The following is a 15,982-nucleotide window of genomic DNA, read 5'->3' on the forward strand; positions in this document are numbered from 1 at the left end:
TCTTTTTCGGCATCAGACAGCGCGTGTCGTCACCCGCCGACGTGGATGCCGGGACGGCGCAGCGGGTCCGGCTCGGTACGTCGGATGATCTCCCGTACGACCGGCGGGGTGTCCCCCCGGCCGAGGATCAGGTAGCGCAGCAGGTGCGCGATCGGGCTGCCCTCGGACCACTCGAAGTGCGCGTGCGGACGTACCCCGGTCGCGTCACGCAGCGCCAGCAGGATCGCGGCGATCGCGTTCGGCGCGGCCGCGCTGCTGGCCCGCAGCACCCGGAAACCTCCCACCTCGACCCCGTGCACCCGCAGCACCTGGCTGAACCCCGACGGGTCCACCACGTCGATCTCCAGGAACAGCACGTCGGACGCGCCGGGCACCGGGTTCATGCCCCGCTGCGCCCGCTCCTTGAGCGTGTACTCCTTCAGTGACCCGCCCTGGCGCTTGTTCGCGATCAGGTGCAACTGCCCGTCGTGGGCCAGCGACTCGGTGATGAACCGTCGGGCCTGCTCGTCGAACTCGATCCGTTCGGCGCGCAGCTCGGTGGTGCGGGTGACCCGGGAGACCAGGGACACCGCGATGATGCCGAGGATGAACAGCGCCGAGATGGTGATGCCGTCCGGCTTCTCGATGACGTTCTCGACCAGGGCGTACACCAGCACGAGCGTCAGCACCGTGAAGCCGATGGCGCCGCCGCGCTGGCGGCTCCGGACCGCCGAGATGGCCACCGCCACCGCGCCGGACACCATCATCGCCAGGATGCCGGTGGCGTACGCGCCGGCCTGGGCGTTGACGTCGGCGCGGAAGGCGACCGTGATGGCGACGCTGACGACGGTGTAGACGATCACCACCGGTCGTACGGCGCGGGCCCACTCCGGGGCCATGCCGTACGAGGGCAGGTAGCGGGGCACGATGTTGATCAGCCCGGCCATCGCCGACGCGCCGGCGAACCAGAGGATGAGCACGCTGCTCAGGTCGTACACGGTGCCGAACGCCTCACCGAGATACGTGTGGGCCAGGTAGGCCAGCGCCCGCCCGTTCGCCGCCCCACCCGGCCGGAACTCGGCGGCCGGGACGAGCGCGGTGGTCACAAACGTCGTCGAGATGAGGTACACCGACATGATCAGGGCGGCGGTGGTGAGGAGCCGCCGGGTGTTACGGATGCGGGCGGCGAGCCGGGCCGGCCGGTCCGGTCCGTCGGCCGCCACCAGGGGCATCATGCTGACTCCGGTCTCGAAGCCGGACAACCCCAGCACCAGCAGCGGGAACGCCAACACGGCGGTGAGCAGCACGTCGGCGGGTCCGCCGCCGCTCGCCGTCAACGCTGCCGTCCAGTTGGACACGATGGCGGGGTCGCCGACGATCCGGACCACCGCGACCACCACGATCACCGCGTTGAGCACGAGGAACACGGCCACCAACGGGATGGCGACCACCACGGCCTCACGGAAACCGAGCAGGAACACCCCGCCGAGGACGAGCAGCAGCGCCACGGTGACCAGCACCGGCACCGCCGGGCCGTGCAGGGCGTCCGGCAGGTACGGGTTCTCCAGCAGGTGCACGGTGGCGTCGGCCGAGGACAGGGTGATCGTGATGATCCAGGAGGTGGCCACGAACCCGAGCAGCACGAGCACGAAGATCTTGCCCCGCCAGAACGGCAACAGTCGTTCCAGCATCGCCACCGAGCCCTGCCCGTGCGGGCTCTCCTGGGCCACCCGCCGGTACATGGGCAACATGCCGAACAGGGTCAGCGCGACGATCAGCAGGGTCGCCAGCGGAGACAGCGCGCCGGCGGCCACCGCCGCGATTCCCGGCAGGTACGACAGGGTGGAGAAGTAGTCCACGCCGGTCAGACACATCACCTGCCACCAGGCGTGCCTGCGGTTCTGCCCCTCGCTCGTCTCCGGGCCCGGCGGCTGCACCTGGTGTTCGAAGAGCCACCGCCGCAGCGGGCTGGCCGGCGGCGTCGAACGGGCCGGACTGTTCACCCGCTCCGGCACCACGACACCCTGCCGGCCGCCCGGGTGCGGCCGGGCCGGGTCGCGGGCCGCGCGCAGGGCCGGGTCCGGCCCGGTCGGCGCATGGCGTCGACCGCCCCAGCGTCGCGGTCTCGCCCGGTGCTCGTCAGCCATCGCCCGTCCCACCCTCGCAGGTCCTGATCCGACCGTAGGTGCCGGCGCACGGCCCGAGCAGCCGAACCGGGTAGGTATATGCGCTGCTCAGGGCAGGTCCGGTCCGGCGAGCAGCCGAGCCAGGGCCGCCGGGTCCGCCACCGTGACCGTGGCCGCCGGGTGCCGGGGCCAGCCCCCGGGCGCCAGAGCCGGCACCGGCACGCCGAACCGCACGCAGACCCCGCCGGCCGTGCTGCTGCCGAAACTCACGCCGCCGTCGACCAGCGACAGGTGCGGACCGATAACCCGCCACCACCGGTACGGCCCGCCGACCTCGGCGCCGAGCACGTTGTCCCGGCCGGTGCGCAGCCGCCACGGCCCGTACCGGATCGTCAGGTCCCGATCGTCGACGGCCACCCAGGCCGTCGCCGGCCGGACCCCCACCAGCGCCAGTGCGGGACGGAACGCCACGTCGAAGCGGAACGGAAACCGGGTCGGAGCGTCGGTCATCGGGCACCCGGTCGGGCCGAGGGCCGCGAGACCGGGCCGCCCGGGCGCAGCGGGCCGGGCCGCGCGGGACGAGGTCGGGCAGCGGGACGACGCCGGGCCAGGACGGTCATGGCGCGGGCGTACCCGGAACGGGCCGGCCGACACCCCCGGATTCGCCGCGCCCGCCGCTCCCCCGTCGCCGGCCGGCACCCCCCGGGCCGGCCGACGACGGCAGACGGTCGACACCCCCCGGAGCCGACCGGCTGACTCCCCGCCGCCGGCGGCACCGGCCGGCTGCGCGGGTAGGTGGAGCGGGCGGGGCGGTTGCGCCCCCGCGCTCCGCCGCCCCCACGGGCGGAGCGCGGGGACCCCCCGTCCCGGCTACTGCAGGAACGCCCCGAGGGGCGAGAGCAGCAACCGTCCGAGCGCAGCGGCGTTGTCGTCCAACCGCATACGCTCACACTCTCGGGCGTCCGGATCGTGCCGGCACCGCCAGATCTTCTGCGCGTTGCGCCAGGCGACATCGCGGGTGTACTCGACCAGTTCCCCCTGGTACCAGTCGTCGATGTCGCCGTTGAGCATGTCGATGAGCAGCTGCCACCGCTCCAGGTAGCCCCGTCGCAGACCGGGGATCTTGTCGGCGAAGATGTTGTTGATCTCGAGATAGTCGTGGTGCTGGTCGGTGCCGTCGACCGGCTCCGACTCCAGGTGGTCGAACGTCGTCACCAACGCGAACGGCAGGTCGAAGTTGATGTGCGCGTTCACACCGGCCGCCGCCGACGGCAGCGGGCGGGCGTCGGGCCCCCGCATCCGCGAGAACAGACACGACCACGCCTTCGGCGTGCCCGGGCTGGAGTCGGTCCAGAGCCGCAGGGCGTCGAAGTAGCGGGCCGCGAACTCGACATCCAGCCGGGACAGGAAGACCGGATCGACGAAACGGTCGTCGTACAGGCCGTCCAGCACGCTGCTGGTGATCGTCAGGTACAGCCTGTTGAAGTCGGCGAGCGGGCAGCTCGCCTCCAGCGGAGGCAACCGCACCAGCAGGTCCTGGAGCTTCGTGAGATGGTCGACCACCGCCGGCACGTCCGCCGGGTGATCGGCGAGCAGGTCGACGATGTCCCGGTGCACGGGCCCCCAGACCGGTTCGGTCATCTCTCCTCCATCATGGTCGGTGCGCCTCCGCGACGCCGTCGACGGGGCACAGCCTCTCAGCCGGCAACCGCCGCCGGGATCAGTAGAACGACGTATCCCCGGCGCACACGCGCGCCGGGGATACGTAGTGGTGTGGTCAGCCGCGCGCGTTGCGCAGGTGGATCGCGCTCGCCTGCACGCGGGTGCGGACCTGGAGTTTGTCGAAGATGTGCGACACGTGCACGCCGATGGTCCGCTCGCTGATGAACAGTCGCTGCCCGATCTCCCGGTTGGTCAACCCCTCCGCGACGAGCGCGAGCACCTCCCGCTCCCGCGCGGTGAGACTCGCCAACTCGTCGTCGACCGGCTCGACCGACCCGGCGGCGCGCGTACCGTCGGCGCCGTCCCGCTCCGCGAGAGACACCCGGGCACGCCCGGCCAACTCCCGGATCTCCGAGGTCAGCGGCACCGCGCCCAACCCCTGCGCGACCCGGTACGCCTCCCGGAGCAACTTGCCCGCGGTGGCCACCCGGCTCCGGCGGGCCAGCAGGGCCTCGGCCTGGCGCAGTCGGGAGTACGCCGCCGGGTAGGGATGGTTACGCCGGTCCCACTCCGCGACCGAGGCGGCCCACAGCTCCGGGTCACTGCCGTCGAGGCGGCTCACCTCGGCGGCGCACAACGCCAGGAAACCGTCCACCACCGACCGCACCGGTCGGGCCGCGGACGCGCTCTTGCGCGCCACCCGCTCGGCCACGTCCCGCAACCGGCGTACCGCCGTCGGGTCCACCTCGACGGTACGGCTGGCGTGCGCCTCCGCCTCGGCGCGCAACCCGTGCCAGACCAGCGCGGACAGGATCGTCACGTCGTCCGAGCGGCTCTCGGTGAGGCCACGCTGCACGGCCTGACGCGCCACGTCGTGGCGGCCCTCCCACATGGACAGGCCGGCGCGCAGCGTGAGCAGCGGGATGACGTGTCGGGCGCCGCCACCGGCCAGCACGGTCGCCACCGCGTCGAGATCCCGGTCGGCGGCGGCGATGTCGCCGTAGCCGACCGACAGCCGGCAGCGGGCGAGCAGCAGCTCGACGGCGTCCGCCCCGGACGGTCGGTGCCGCAGCGCGGCCGCCACCACCTTCTCCGCCTCGGCCCACTGCCCCACCCGGAACAACCCGTTGGTGGCGATGGCCAACAGCCGGGTCTCATAGGTACGCCCCAGGCCCAGCTCGGCCACCCGCTCGGCGCCCCGACGGGCCACCACCACACCCTCTTCGAGGATGTTCAGCGGCCCGGTCAACAGCTCCGCCAGGTGCAGATACGCGCACGCCACGTCCTCCGGCTGGCCGGAGGACTCGGCGGTCTCGAGGGCCTGCCGCACGACGGCCAGCCCGGCGTCCGGGTCCTCCAGGTACGCGTCGCTGAAACCGAGCGCCGAGCTGGCGAGCACCACCTCCGTAGTGGACCCCTCCACCTCGGCGGCCAACGCCAGCGCCTCCCGGGCACGCCGGCCCGCGTCGGCGTACCGGCCCAGGTGCAGCAGCAGCTCGGCGAGCCGCGCGGCGGCGGTGGCCCGGTCCCGTGGCGAGCAGTCGGCTGCCTTCAGCGCGCGCTCGTACTCCTCTTCGGCGAGGGCGGAGCGGCCCGCGGCGGCCAGGTATCGCGCCCGTCGGATGTGCAGCGCGCAGCTCGGCGCGCCACCCCGTACCTCGGCCAACTCCTCCAGCAACGCCAACGCGCGGGCGTGCTCCCCGCAGTGGTGGGCCGCCTCGGCCGCGTTGCCGAGCAGCTCCACCCGGTCCACCTTCGGCGAGCCGGAGTCGGCGGCGAGCTGCAACGCGGCCGTCCAGTGGCGGTGCGCCTCGGCGTAACCGTGCAGCCGCTCGGCCTCCTGCGCGGCGCCCACCGCGGCGGGCAACGCCCGGGCCGGCTCGCCGGCCAGCCGCCAGTGATGCGCCAGCCGGGCCTGGTGCAGCTCACCCGGCGCCGCGGTCAGCGCCTCGGCGTAGCGGCGGTGCAGCCCGGAGCGTTCGGCGGGCAGCAGCTCGTGCGCCAGCACCTCGGCGACGAGCCGGTGCCGTAGCCGGTAGCCGTCGTCGGCGCTGACCAGCAACCGGTGTGCGACCGCGGCCCGTGCTGCCTCGATCAACTCGCCGTCCGGCAGTCGCAGCACCTCGGCCAGCAGCCAGTGCTGCACGGGCTCCACGCCGGCGGCCACGGCGTGCACCACGGAGTGCGCGTGCTGCGGTAGCGCGTCGACCCGGTCGAGGAAGATCTCGCGCAGCGTCTCGGACAGCCCGTCCCGCCCGTCACGCAGGTCGCGTGCCAGCTCCTCGATGACGAACGGGTTGCCGCCGCTGCGCTGCCAGACCTGCTCGGCCGCCTCGACCGGCAGCGGACGGCCGACCACCGCGGCGGCGAGCTGCTCGGTGCCGGCCCGGTCCAGCGGGGACAGGTCGAGCACCCGGACCGTCCGTAGCCGGCGTAGCTCGGTGAGCACGCGGCGCAGCGGGTGCGCGCCCTGCAACGACTCGGCGCGTACCGCGGCCAGCACCGACAGTTGCAGGTCACCCAGACCGGCCAGCAGGTACAGCAGGAGCTGCCGGGTGCTGCGGTCGACCCATTGCAGGTCGTCGAGGATCAGCACCAGCGGTCGTCCCTCGGCGATCAGGTGCAGACCCCGGGAGACGCGTTCCAGCAGGGTGCCCGCGCCGTCCGGGCCGCCGGTCTCGTCGGCGAACACCTGCAACAGCCCACGTACGGCCGAGGAGGTGCGCGCCTGCGCGGCGGTCAGGTCGGCGTCGAAGCGCCGCAGCGCCTGGAGCAACGGGTGCAGCGGCGAGGCGTCGCCGATGTCCAGGCAACTGCCGGTCAACACCAGCGCGCCCGCCTCGCGCAGTCGGACGCCGACCTCGCCGAGGATCCGGGTCTTGCCCACACCGCTCTCGCCGGTCAGGAAGACGGCGGCCGTCTGTCCCTGCGCCACGTCACCGAGCAGCGCCGACCGAACCGTCTGCACCAGCTCGGCCCGGCCCACGAGCGGTGCGGTGTCCACATCGCTGGCCATGGCACGCAGCCTAATCACCCGCCCCCCGACCGTTCTACGGCCATCTGCCGCTTGTGGTACTCCTCGCGTCGACATTGCGACTAAAGGTTGCGGGTGGCCGACATACGTCGTTCTGCCGATCCCCCGTCAGCCCAGGAATGCCAATCTCCGAGGGTCGTCACCCCATCACCTGGGAAGGTCGGGTGCACCACCCATGATCACTATCGTCGCCGACACACAGCGGACCGACCGCCCACAGTGGCCCGTGCCCGAGGAACGACGGACGGTCAGCGTCCTCTTCGCCGACATCGTCGGCTCCACCGCGCTCGTCGACCAGCTCGACCCGGAGGACGTCCGTGCGCTGCAACGGGCCTACTTCGAGCGGGTCGCGGGTGTGCTGCGCCGCTGGCACGGCGTGGTCGAGAAGTACGTCGGCGACGCGGTGATGGCGCTGTTCGGGGCTCGGCACTCCGACGGCTTCGACGCGTACCGGGCGGTGCGGGCGGGGCTGGAGATCCAGGCGGCGCTGGACAGCCGGCCGATCCTCGGGGACATCACCCTTCGGGTGCGCGTCGGCATCGCCACCGGCGAGGTGGTGGTCGACCTGGGCGAGGCGGTCAGCGGCGGCCACGGTGTGGCCAGCGGCGCGGTGATCACTACCGCGGCCCGCCTACAGGGGTACGCGGCACCGGGCGGCGTCGCGTTGTGCGCGGTCACCGCCCGGGCCACCGCCGGCCTCATCGTCCAGCGTCAACTCGCGCCGATGCCGGTGGCCGGCCGGTTGGCGCCGATGCCCGTGTGGCACGCCAGCGGTCCCGCCCGGCCCGGCGCCGACCGGCACGACGGCCCGCTCATCGGGCGTCGCCGTGAACTGGCCGGCATCGGCGAACAGGTGAGCGCGGCACTGCGGGCGCGCGAACCACGCTGGATCTCCCTCGTCGGCCCGAGCGGCAGCGGCCGTAGCCGGTTACTGCACGAGCTGAGCCGAACGCTGCGGACGGTGGACGGGGTGCCGGTGCGCTGGTGCGTGGTGGGCTGCCCGCCGTACCCCGATCAGGTGCTCGCGCCGGTCGCCGACCTGGTCCGCGTCCTGGCCGGCGTCCGCCCCGGCGACGGCCCGGCGGCGGTCCGCGAACGCCTCACCGACGCTCTGACGCCGCTGTACCCGCCCGACCGCGTCGCTGAGGCGGTGCCGGCGCTGCACCGACTGCTGACCTCCCCGGACGCCTCGGCCGAGGCGTCGGCCGCCGCGGCGATCTGTCGTGACGCCCTGCTGCGGCTGGCCGCCCACCGGCCGCTGGTCGTGGCCGTGGACGATGTGGACCGTGCCGCGCCGGCCGTGAGTCGCTTCCTGCACGAGCTGTTCACCGCGGCCACGGCCCGTGGCGTGCCGCTGGCCGTGCTCACCGTGCACCAGCCGCAGTGGGCCGACACCCGGCCGGGCCCGGCCCGGCGGGTGCCGATCCGACCGTTGGCCGCCGTCCAGTCCGGTCGCCTGCTGCGCCACCTGCTGGCCCGCGCCGGGCAGCCGGTGGCCCTGGTCGACCGGCTGCTGCCGCTGGTCGGTGGCCGGCCCGGGCACGCCGCCGCGTACGTCGCAGCGACCGCGGCGGGAGCGGACCCGGCGACGCTGCCCGAGCCGGTACGTCGCAGCGGCGGAGCCGAACTGGACCGGCTCGGCGGTGACGGTCGCGCGGTGCTGATGGCCGCCGGCACCCTCACGGGCATGCTCTCCGGCCGGGTCCTCGACCGGGCACTCGGTTGGGCGCCGGGGCGGTCCGCTCCCCTGCTGCGCGCCCTCGTCCTGGCCGGCCTGCTGCGCGACGACCGCTCCCACGGCTACGCCTTCGTCGCGCCGGCGCTGCGTCAGGTCGCCGCCGAGCGCCTTCCCCACGCGATGCGCGCCGTGCTCACCCGGCGGGCCGCCGCAGCACCGGCATCCGACACCGTCGGTGGGCTCGGGGCGCTGCCCTCGCCCGGTGAGCGGCGGCCCGTGCCCGCGCTGGCGGGGCCTATTGCCGGTCGCACGCCAGCCCTCCGGCTGCTCCGCGCCGCCCCGGGGGCGCCCGCGCCCGCCGCGCCGACGCGTCCGGCCGACCGCGCGCCGGCCCGCCGCCGACCGCGGGCGGTCGCGGCGGACGACGTGCCCCCGGCCCGGATGAGCGCGCGCACGCCCGGCGGCCACACCCGGACGGCGATCCGCGCGAGCGGCGCACGGGCCGGATTCCGATTACCGGTGACGCCTCCGCCGGGCGACCTGGCCGCCTAGGGGGTGTTTCACGAGGGCGGTCGAGCCGAGGCGGAGTCCGGGCGGCGCTCCGCTGGCCGTCGTCGGGGCCGCCGCAGGCCGGCCAGTTCCTCCGAACGGACCCGGGCGGTGGCGGCTGACGTGCTACGGCACGGAGGCCGACGCCAACAGCGCGGCGGTGGGCAGGGCGAGCAGACCGTCGGCACCCCGATAGGCAGCGGTCAGCTCGTCGTAGGCGGCCCGGATCCGGGCGATCACGGCCGGCGGCTGGGCCTCCATCAACAGTCCGGGGCCGCTGATGCCGTTCGCCGGGCCGCTCCACCAGGCCTCGGGGTCGGTGCGGTGCACCCAGGTGACCGTCTCGCACCGCACGTCGTCGAGGCCGGCCGCGTCGAGCAGGTCCGCCAACCCCTGCACGGTACGGGGGAAGTTCCGGTCCGGTTCCACGGTCGGCGGGGGCGCGGCCGGCTCCACCCCGGCGGCGGCGAAAACCTCACTCCACAGCCGCTGTGCCCGCGGCGGTGGATGCGGCCACGTCGTCACGGCGATCCGACCCGCCGAGCGCACGACCCGCCGCAGTTCGGTGATCGCGGCGGCCGGGTCGCCCACGTGGTTGATCACGAAGTTCGCCACCGCCGCGTCGAACCGGCCGGCGTCGAACGGAAGGCGCGGCAGCGCCGCGAGGCGCACCTGCTCGACGTACGGGAGCCGACGGCGCGCCAGGTCCACCATGCTGGGCTCCGCGTCGACGGCCATCACGCGCGCGCCGCGCGCGCACGCCAACCCGGCGACGGTGCCCGGACCGGTGCCGACGTCGAGCAGCCGGGTGCCGACGCCCACGGTCGCGGCGTCCAACAGCGACGCGGCGGGATGCGCGCACAGCAACGCGAAACTGCCGTCGAACGCCGCCGCCCGTCCGGCCCAACGTCGCCGCTCGTGCTCGTCGAAGGCGGTGGTCGCCACAGCCGTACCCCCAGGGATCGTGACGGTGCCGCCACCGTAGCGGACGGTCGACGGTTCGGTGGGTACGACGGATCGTCCGACGCCGTTGACTAGAATTGGGGCAGTCATGCTGCTACGGGTGCTCGGACCGCTCGAGGTCGAGGTCGACACCGGCGGACCGACCGACCTCGGCGGCCCCCGTCAACGCGCCGTGCTCGCGCTGCTGCTGGCCGCCCGCGGCGAGGTCGTCTCCGTCGGCCGGATGATCGAGTTGCTGTGGCGGGGGGAACCGCCGCCACGGGCGATCGCCTCCCTCCAGGCGTACGTCTCGCACCTGCGCCGCGTGGTGGAGCCGACCCGCGAGCGCCGTGCGCCGGCGCAGGTCCTGGTCACCGTGCCACCCGGGTACGCGCTGCGGGTGCCCGCCGACGCCGTCGACGCCGGCCGGTTCGAGTCGCTGCTGTCCCAGGCCCGCGCGGTCGGCTCGGCCGACCCGGAGCGCGCACGTCGGCTGCTGCGCACCGGGCTCGACCTGTGGCGCGGGCCCGCGTACGCCGAATTCGTGGGTGAGCCGTGGGCGCAGCCGGAGGTGCTGCGGCTGGAGGAGCTGCGACTCGTCGCCCGGGAGCTGCTGGTCGACGTGACCATGCGCGGCGGCGACCCCGCCGAGGCGGTGCCGGAGGCGGAGCTGCTGACCCGCCAGGCGCCGCTGCGGGAGGAGGCGTGGCGGCTGCTGGCGCTCGCGTTGTGGCGTACCGGCCGGCAGGGGGACGCCCTCGCCGCGCTGCGGCGGGCCCGGGCGGCCCTGGTGGACCAGCTCGGCCTGGACCCCGGCCCGGCGCTGGCCGAGGTCGAGGCCGCGATCCTCGGCCAACGACTGGACCTGCTCCCGCCGGTGGCCGCGATGACGCCCGTCGACGCCGAGCGGCCGGAGGAGATGTTCGTCGGCCGGGAGGCCGAGCTGGCGGCTCTGGCACAGGCAGCCGCCGAGGCGCGGGCCCGTGGCCCGCGTGTCGCGCTGGTCAGCGGGGAGGCCGGCGCGGGCAAGACGCGTCTGCTCGGCCGGTTCGTGGACGACCTGACCGCTGCCGGCTGGCTGGTCGCCCTCGGCCGGTGCCCCGAGGTCGAGGGCGCCCCGCCGGCCTGGGCGTGGGTCGAGGCGCTACGGCACCTCGCGCTCCAGGCGCCGCCCGGTGCTCTCGCGCCGGCGCTCGCACCGCTGCTGGACGAGGGCGACGGGGAGGTCGGCGGGGACGTCACCGCCGGCCGGTTCCGGCTGCACCGCGCCGTCGCCGCCTGGTTGGACACGGCGGCCGCCGGCCGGCCGGTCGCCGTCGTGCTCGACGACCTGCACGCTGCGGACGCCGAGACGCTGCTGTTGTTGACCAGCGTGGCCGAGACGACCACGGGCGCCGTGCTGTTCGTCGCGGCGTTACGGCCCGCCGACAACGCCGAACGGCTCGCCGACACCATGGCCGTCCTGGCCCGCCGGTCGCCCCATCGGATCGCGCTGGGCGGTCTGACGACGCCCGAGGTCGAACGGCTGCTCGGCGCGCTGGCCCGGACCACCGTCGACCCGGGCACCGTCGCCGCGCTGGCCGAACGCACCGGCGGCAACCCCTTCTACGTCCGCGAATCGGCCCGGTTGCTCGCCGCGGAGGGCACCCTCGTCGCCACCTCCGACGTACCCGAGGGCGTACGGGACGTGCTGCGTCGGCGACTCGCCCACCTGCCGTCCGCGGCGGTGTCGGTGCTGCGCCTCACCGCGACCGTCGGACGGGAGGCGGATGTACGCACCCTCGTCGACGCATCCGGCACCGACGAGGGCACCGTCCTGGGCGGGCTGGAAGCCGGGCTCAGCGCCGGTCTGCTCACCGAGCCGGCGCCGGGACGGGTCCGCTTCGTCCACGGCCTCGTCTGCGACACCATCTACCGCGACCTGCCGCAGCTACGGCGCACCCGCCTGCACGCCCGGATCGCCGCCGTCACCCGCCGGCTGGACCCGCACGACTACCCGGCCCTGGCGTACCACTACTCGCGCGCCGCGTCGACCGACACCGCGCCGCTCGCCGTCGAGTACGCCGTCCGCGCCGCCGAGCTGGCCGAACGGCGGTACGCGTACGACACCGCCATCGAGCTGCTCGGCAACGCCGTCGACGCCGCCGCCTCGATGCCCGGGGACCGGGACGCCCTCCGGGTCGACCTGCTCGGGCGGCTGCTGCGCGCCCAGGCCCGGGCCGGCGCGGTGGCCGCCGCCCAGCAGACGCGGAAGCGGGCCGTCGACATCGCCATCGCGGCCGGCCGTGACGAGCTGCTCGTCGCGGCCTTCACCGCGTGGACCGTGCCGAGCCCCTGGCTGCGACACGAGTACGGCGCCGTGGACCATACGGCCGTCGAGCTGCTCACGCGCCTGTTGCGCACCGACCACCTGGACCCGGTCACCCGGTGCCGGCTGCTCGACGCGCTCGCCACCGAGCTGGACGGTGAGTCGGACCCGCGGGGCGTGGCGGCCGGCCGGGAGGCCCTGGCGATCGCCCGGCGGTTGGACGATCCCGAGCTGCGCGCCCTCGGGCTGGCCGCCCGCGCCCGCACGATGAACTACGAGTTGGAGGCTCCGCAGCGCCTGGCCTTGGCGTGGGAGCTGCGGGACCTCGCCGACGAGCACGCCCTGGTGACCTGGCGCTGGGTCGCCGAGCAGGTGGTCGGTCACTGCGCCGCCGCGCTCAACGATCCGGAGCAGTTGAACGCCAGCGTGGCCCGGCAGGGGCAGTTGGCCGAGACGTACCAGCTCAAGGAGGCACAGGTGCTCCACCTGTGCTCGCTGGCCGTGCTCGCCCACGTCGCCGGCGACTTCGAGACCGCGCGGCGGCACTACGACGAGGTCGCCGAGCAGATGCGGCGGCAGGGATCGCCGCACGCCGAGGCCTTCCACTACTTCGCCGTGGCGACCCTGCTGATCAGCCAGGGCCGCTTCGGCGAGCACGTGGAGGCGACCCGCCGGATGCGGCCGTTGCTGGGGCCGATCGTGGACGACCTGCTGGCGTTGGCGTTGATCGAGAACGGTCGGCTGGACGAGGCCCGGGCCATGCCGATCGGCGGGCACACCTACCGCCCCGACTACTTCCAGTCGTCCCTGCTGAGCGTACGGGCGATGGTCATCGTGGCCCTGGGTCGGCGGGACCTGGCGCAGCCGGTGATCGACGCGCTGCTCCCGTTCCGTGATCAACTGGCCGGGCTCTCCACCACGGCGGCCGTCGTACGGCCCGTCGCATTGACTCTCGGTGAACTGTTCCGCCTGACGGGTCGCGTCGAGGAGGCGGTCCGACACTTCGAACTGGCGGCCAGCCTGGCCCGGCGGTGGGGGTCGCCGCACTGGCTGTCGCGGGCGACGGCGGCGCTGGCCGACTGACTCCCACCTGCTCTCCAAGTGGGTTTCAAGTCGTTGTCAAGTGGCAGCGCCAATGATCGTCGTGTTGATCCACCGAACCCTTCGAAAGGGCACCGTGAACCAGATTCACCAGGAAGCGATGGCCGACGTCCGCGACATGTACATGGTGCACATCATGTTCCGTCGCGAGCTGGGCCTGCTCCCGCAGCTCGTCCGGGGCGTACAGCCGGGTGACGCGAAGCGCGCGGACGTCGTCGGCGCCCACGCCGCGCTCCTGTGCCAGCAGTTGCACCTGCACCACGAGGGTGAGGACCTGTTCCTCTGGCCGCTGCTCGCCGAGCGCGGTGGCGCGGAGGCGGCGGCCATCGTCCCCGCGATGCAGGCCCAGCACCACGCCATCGAGCAGGCCTACGAGGCGGTCGTCGCCCTGCTGCCCGCGTGGCGTCAGACCGGACAGAACGGCGCGGCGGTGGCCGACGCCGTGGAGCAGCTGCGTGCGGCGGCCGTCGAGCACATGGCCCTGGAGGAGGCCGAGATCCTGCCCTTGGCGCAGCGGTACGTCACCGCGGCCGAATGGGCGAAGCTCGGTGAGCACGGGCTGAACGACACCCCGAAGAAGGACCTGCCGCTGATCTTCGGGATGGGGATGTACGAGGGCGACCCCGCGGTGATCAAGGCGGTGCTCTCGCACGCCCCGCTGCCGGCGCGACTGCTCATGCCGATCGTCGCGCCCCGCCTCTACCGCACGTACGCCAAGCGCGTCCACGGCACGGCCACGCCCCCGCGCATCGGCGCGAACGCGAGCTGAAGGGTCGGCTGGCGCCATCGACAGCGCCGACGAGGGGGTGGCGCGGTCAGGCGTCGTCCAGGAAGGCCAGCACCCGGGGCCAGGCCGCCGTGGCGGCCTCCGGGGCGTACTCGGCCAGGGCCGGGTCGGTGAACAGGTGGCCCACGCCGGGGTAGCGGAACACCGTCAGGTCGGCGCCGGCGGCGGTCATCGTCCGCTGCCACTCGTCGACCTCGTCCGGCGCGTCGTACGGGTCCGGGTCGGCGACGTGCAACTGCACCCGCAACCCGGACCGGACCACGTCCGGCGCGCCGCCGGTGCCGTGCAGCAGGAGCAGGCCGGCGGCGTCGGGGCGTTCGGCGAGCAGCGCCCCGGCGACGCCCGCGCCCATCGAGAACCCGGCGAGGACCGTCTGCGGCGGCAGGCCGTCCAGCGCCGCGCGGGCCCGGTCGAGCACCACCTCGTGGCCGATCTTGTCGAGCAGGGCGAAGCCCTCCTCGACGGTGTCGGCGGCGGGGACGCCGTACAGGTCGGGGGTCGTGACCTGGTGCCCGGCGGCGCGCATCCGGTCGGCGGCGGAGCGGACCGCGGGTCGCAGCCCGTACACGGAGTGGAACAGCACGACGTGTCGCATCCGGTCATCCTGCCGCCGCCGGGCCGCCGGCCGGCGGGGACACGCGGGAGGGTGGGCTCAGACCAGGGCCGCCAGCCGGGCGACCAGGGCCGACGGCGGTGGCATCGCGGCGATCTCCTGGCTGACCTGCACGGCGGCGGTCCGCAGGGTCTCGTCGGCGAGCAGCCGGGTCAGCGTGCGCGCGGTGATGTCGGCGGGGCGTGACGCGAGACCGGCGCCCCGGCGGGCCACCAGCTCGGCGTTGTGCCGCCGGTCTCCCGGCCCTGTCGTGGCCAGTTGCGGCAGGCCGGCGGCGAGGGCGCCCAGCGCGCTGCCCGCGCCGCCGTGGTGGACCAGCGCCGCGCTCGCCGGCAACGCCTCGTCGAGCGGGATCCAGTCGACCACCCGGACGTTGGCCGGCAACGGACGGGCCGCCGTACGCCGGTCGGGTCGGACCAGCACGATCTCGGCGTCCACGTCGGGCGCGGCCGCGACCACGGCGGGCATCGGGCCCCGGTCACCGGGACCGGTGAGGGTGCTGCGGGTGACCAGGAGGCGGGGTCGCTCGCCCGGTTCGCGCAGCCAGGCCGGCAGTTCACCGCCGCCCACGTAGGAGGTGTGGCGCATCGGCCAGCCGTCCTGGGCCGCGACGCTGGGGGGCGCGACGGCGAGGGCGGCGGCCGGAGCGGGCAGCGCGGTCAGACCGTGTCGGCGCAGCGCCGCGTCGAGCCGGGCGACGGTGGCGGCGACTAGTTCGCGGCCGTCGAAGAGGCTGTTCTCCTGGAGTACGGCCGGCACGCCCAGCCGTGCGGCGGCCACCGCCCCGGCGACCGCGAACGGCTCGTGCAGCACCAGGTCCGGTCGCCATCGCGTGGCCAGGGCGACGACCGGATCGGTGAGCCGGTCGTTGAGCGCGCCGAAGAGCAGACCCGCGCCCCGGGTGTCCGCCGTGCCGGCCAGCTCGGCGCGGGCGATCAGCGGGTGGCGGGGGAAGACCCGCAGCGCGATCCGACCGAAGTCGAAGCCCGGCGCGACGTCGTGTACGAGCAGTCCGGCGCCGGCGGCTGCCAGCGCGCCGCCGCCGGTGGCCAGCAGCACGTCGTGGCCGGCGTCGCGCAGCGCGACCGCCAGCGGCACCAGCGGGAAGGCGTGACCGACAAGCGGGGCGGAGACCACCAGCACACGCATGCCGGCGATCCTATGTCGACAGGGGCGGTCCCGATGTCCCGCTGACCGGGTCGG

The 15,982-nt window shown here is 74.6% G+C and carries 10 protein-coding genes; 3 read left to right on the top strand and 7 right to left on the bottom strand.

The features are described 5' to 3' along the window. Nucleotides 1–29 precede the first annotated feature (29 nt). The 4 genes from ACTFTM_RS17050 to ACTFTM_RS17065 all read right to left on the bottom strand — a co-directional run bounded on the left by ACTFTM_RS17050 (nt 30) and on the right by ACTFTM_RS17065 (nt 6,783). Nucleotides 30–2,126: an amino acid transporter gene (locus ACTFTM_RS17050; protein WP_449561457.1), complete on the bottom strand. Its 2,097-nt coding sequence runs from the start codon at nt 2,124–2,126 to the stop codon at nt 30–32. 87 nt (nt 2,127–2,213) lie between these two features. Beyond that, the gene (locus ACTFTM_RS17055) at nt 2,214–2,615 is read right to left on the bottom strand and encodes a hypothetical protein (protein ID WP_449561458.1); all 402 of its coding nucleotides are present in this window, start codon (nt 2,613–2,615) and stop codon (nt 2,214–2,216) included. A gap of 360 nt (nt 2,616–2,975) precedes the next feature. Next, the gene (locus tag ACTFTM_RS17060) at nt 2,976–3,746 is read right to left on the bottom strand and encodes a DUF5995 family protein (RefSeq protein WP_449561459.1); all 771 of its coding nucleotides are present in this window, start codon (nt 3,744–3,746) and stop codon (nt 2,976–2,978) included. 136 nt (nt 3,747–3,882) lie between these two features. After that, the gene (locus ACTFTM_RS17065; RefSeq protein ID WP_449561460.1) at nt 3,883–6,783 is read right to left on the bottom strand and encodes a helix-turn-helix transcriptional regulator; all 2,901 of its coding nucleotides are present in this window, start codon (nt 6,781–6,783) and stop codon (nt 3,883–3,885) included. Nucleotides 6,784–6,976: 193 nt separating this feature from the next. Between ACTFTM_RS17065 and ACTFTM_RS17070 the strand changes: the two genes are divergently transcribed. Further along, nucleotides 6,977–9,031 carry an AAA family ATPase gene (locus tag ACTFTM_RS17070; RefSeq protein WP_449561461.1) on the top strand — a complete coding sequence of 685 codons (2,055 nt, stop codon included), beginning with the start codon at nt 6,977–6,979 and terminating at the stop codon, nt 9,029–9,031. A gap of 123 nt (nt 9,032–9,154) precedes the next feature. Here ACTFTM_RS17070 and ACTFTM_RS17075 read toward each other — a convergent pair whose 3' ends face one another. Then, complete coding sequence (locus ACTFTM_RS17075) at nt 9,155–9,973, bottom strand: class I SAM-dependent methyltransferase (protein WP_449561462.1); 819 nt, start codon at nt 9,971–9,973, stop codon at nt 9,155–9,157. A 118-nt stretch (nt 9,974–10,091) separates the two neighbouring features. Between ACTFTM_RS17075 and ACTFTM_RS17080 the strand changes: the two genes are divergently transcribed. After that, nucleotides 10,092–13,361: a BTAD domain-containing putative transcriptional regulator gene (locus tag ACTFTM_RS17080; protein WP_449561463.1), complete on the top strand. Its 3,270-nt coding sequence runs from the start codon at nt 10,092–10,094 to the stop codon at nt 13,359–13,361. A gap of 94 nt (nt 13,362–13,455) precedes the next feature. Further along, a complete protein-coding gene (locus ACTFTM_RS17085; RefSeq protein WP_449561464.1) occupies nt 13,456–14,148 on the top strand; it encodes a hemerythrin domain-containing protein in 693 nt (230 codons plus the stop codon). A 46-nt stretch (nt 14,149–14,194) separates the two neighbouring features. On the opposite strand, the gene ACTFTM_RS17090 is transcribed toward ACTFTM_RS17085, so the two are convergent. Next, the gene (locus ACTFTM_RS17090) at nt 14,195–14,761 is read right to left on the bottom strand and encodes a dienelactone hydrolase family protein (RefSeq protein ID WP_449561465.1); all 567 of its coding nucleotides are present in this window, start codon (nt 14,759–14,761) and stop codon (nt 14,195–14,197) included. Between the two features lie 57 nt (nt 14,762–14,818). Beyond that, a complete protein-coding gene (locus tag ACTFTM_RS17095; protein WP_449561466.1) occupies nt 14,819–15,928 on the bottom strand; it encodes a nucleotide disphospho-sugar-binding domain-containing protein in 1,110 nt (369 codons plus the stop codon). Nucleotides 15,929–15,982: the final 54 nt, after the last annotated feature.

The sequence above is a fragment of the Micromonospora sp. RB23 genome, assembly GCF_053585025.1.

Bases quoted from the DNA above. Each gene is read 5' to 3' on its own strand.
- ACTFTM_RS17060 (WP_449561459.1), bottom strand. From the start codon at position 3,746: ATGACCGAACCGGTCTGGGGGCCCGTGCACCGGGACATCGTCGACCTG.
- ACTFTM_RS17065 (WP_449561460.1), bottom strand. From the start codon at position 6,783: ATGGCCAGCGATGTGGACACCGCACCGCTCGTGGGCCGGGCCGAGCTG.
- ACTFTM_RS17050 (WP_449561457.1), bottom strand. From the start codon at position 2,126: ATGGCTGACGAGCACCGGGCGAGACCGCGACGCTGGGGCGGTCGACGC.
- ACTFTM_RS17095 (WP_449561466.1), bottom strand. From the start codon at position 15,928: ATGCGTGTGCTGGTGGTCTCCGCCCCGCTTGTCGGTCACGCCTTCCCG.
- ACTFTM_RS17055 (WP_449561458.1), bottom strand. From the start codon at position 2,615: ATGACCGACGCTCCGACCCGGTTTCCGTTCCGCTTCGACGTGGCGTTC.
- ACTFTM_RS17090 (WP_449561465.1), bottom strand. From the start codon at position 14,761: ATGCGACACGTCGTGCTGTTCCACTCCGTGTACGGGCTGCGACCCGCG.
- ACTFTM_RS17070 (WP_449561461.1), top strand. From the start codon at position 6,977: ATGATCACTATCGTCGCCGACACACAGCGGACCGACCGCCCACAGTGG.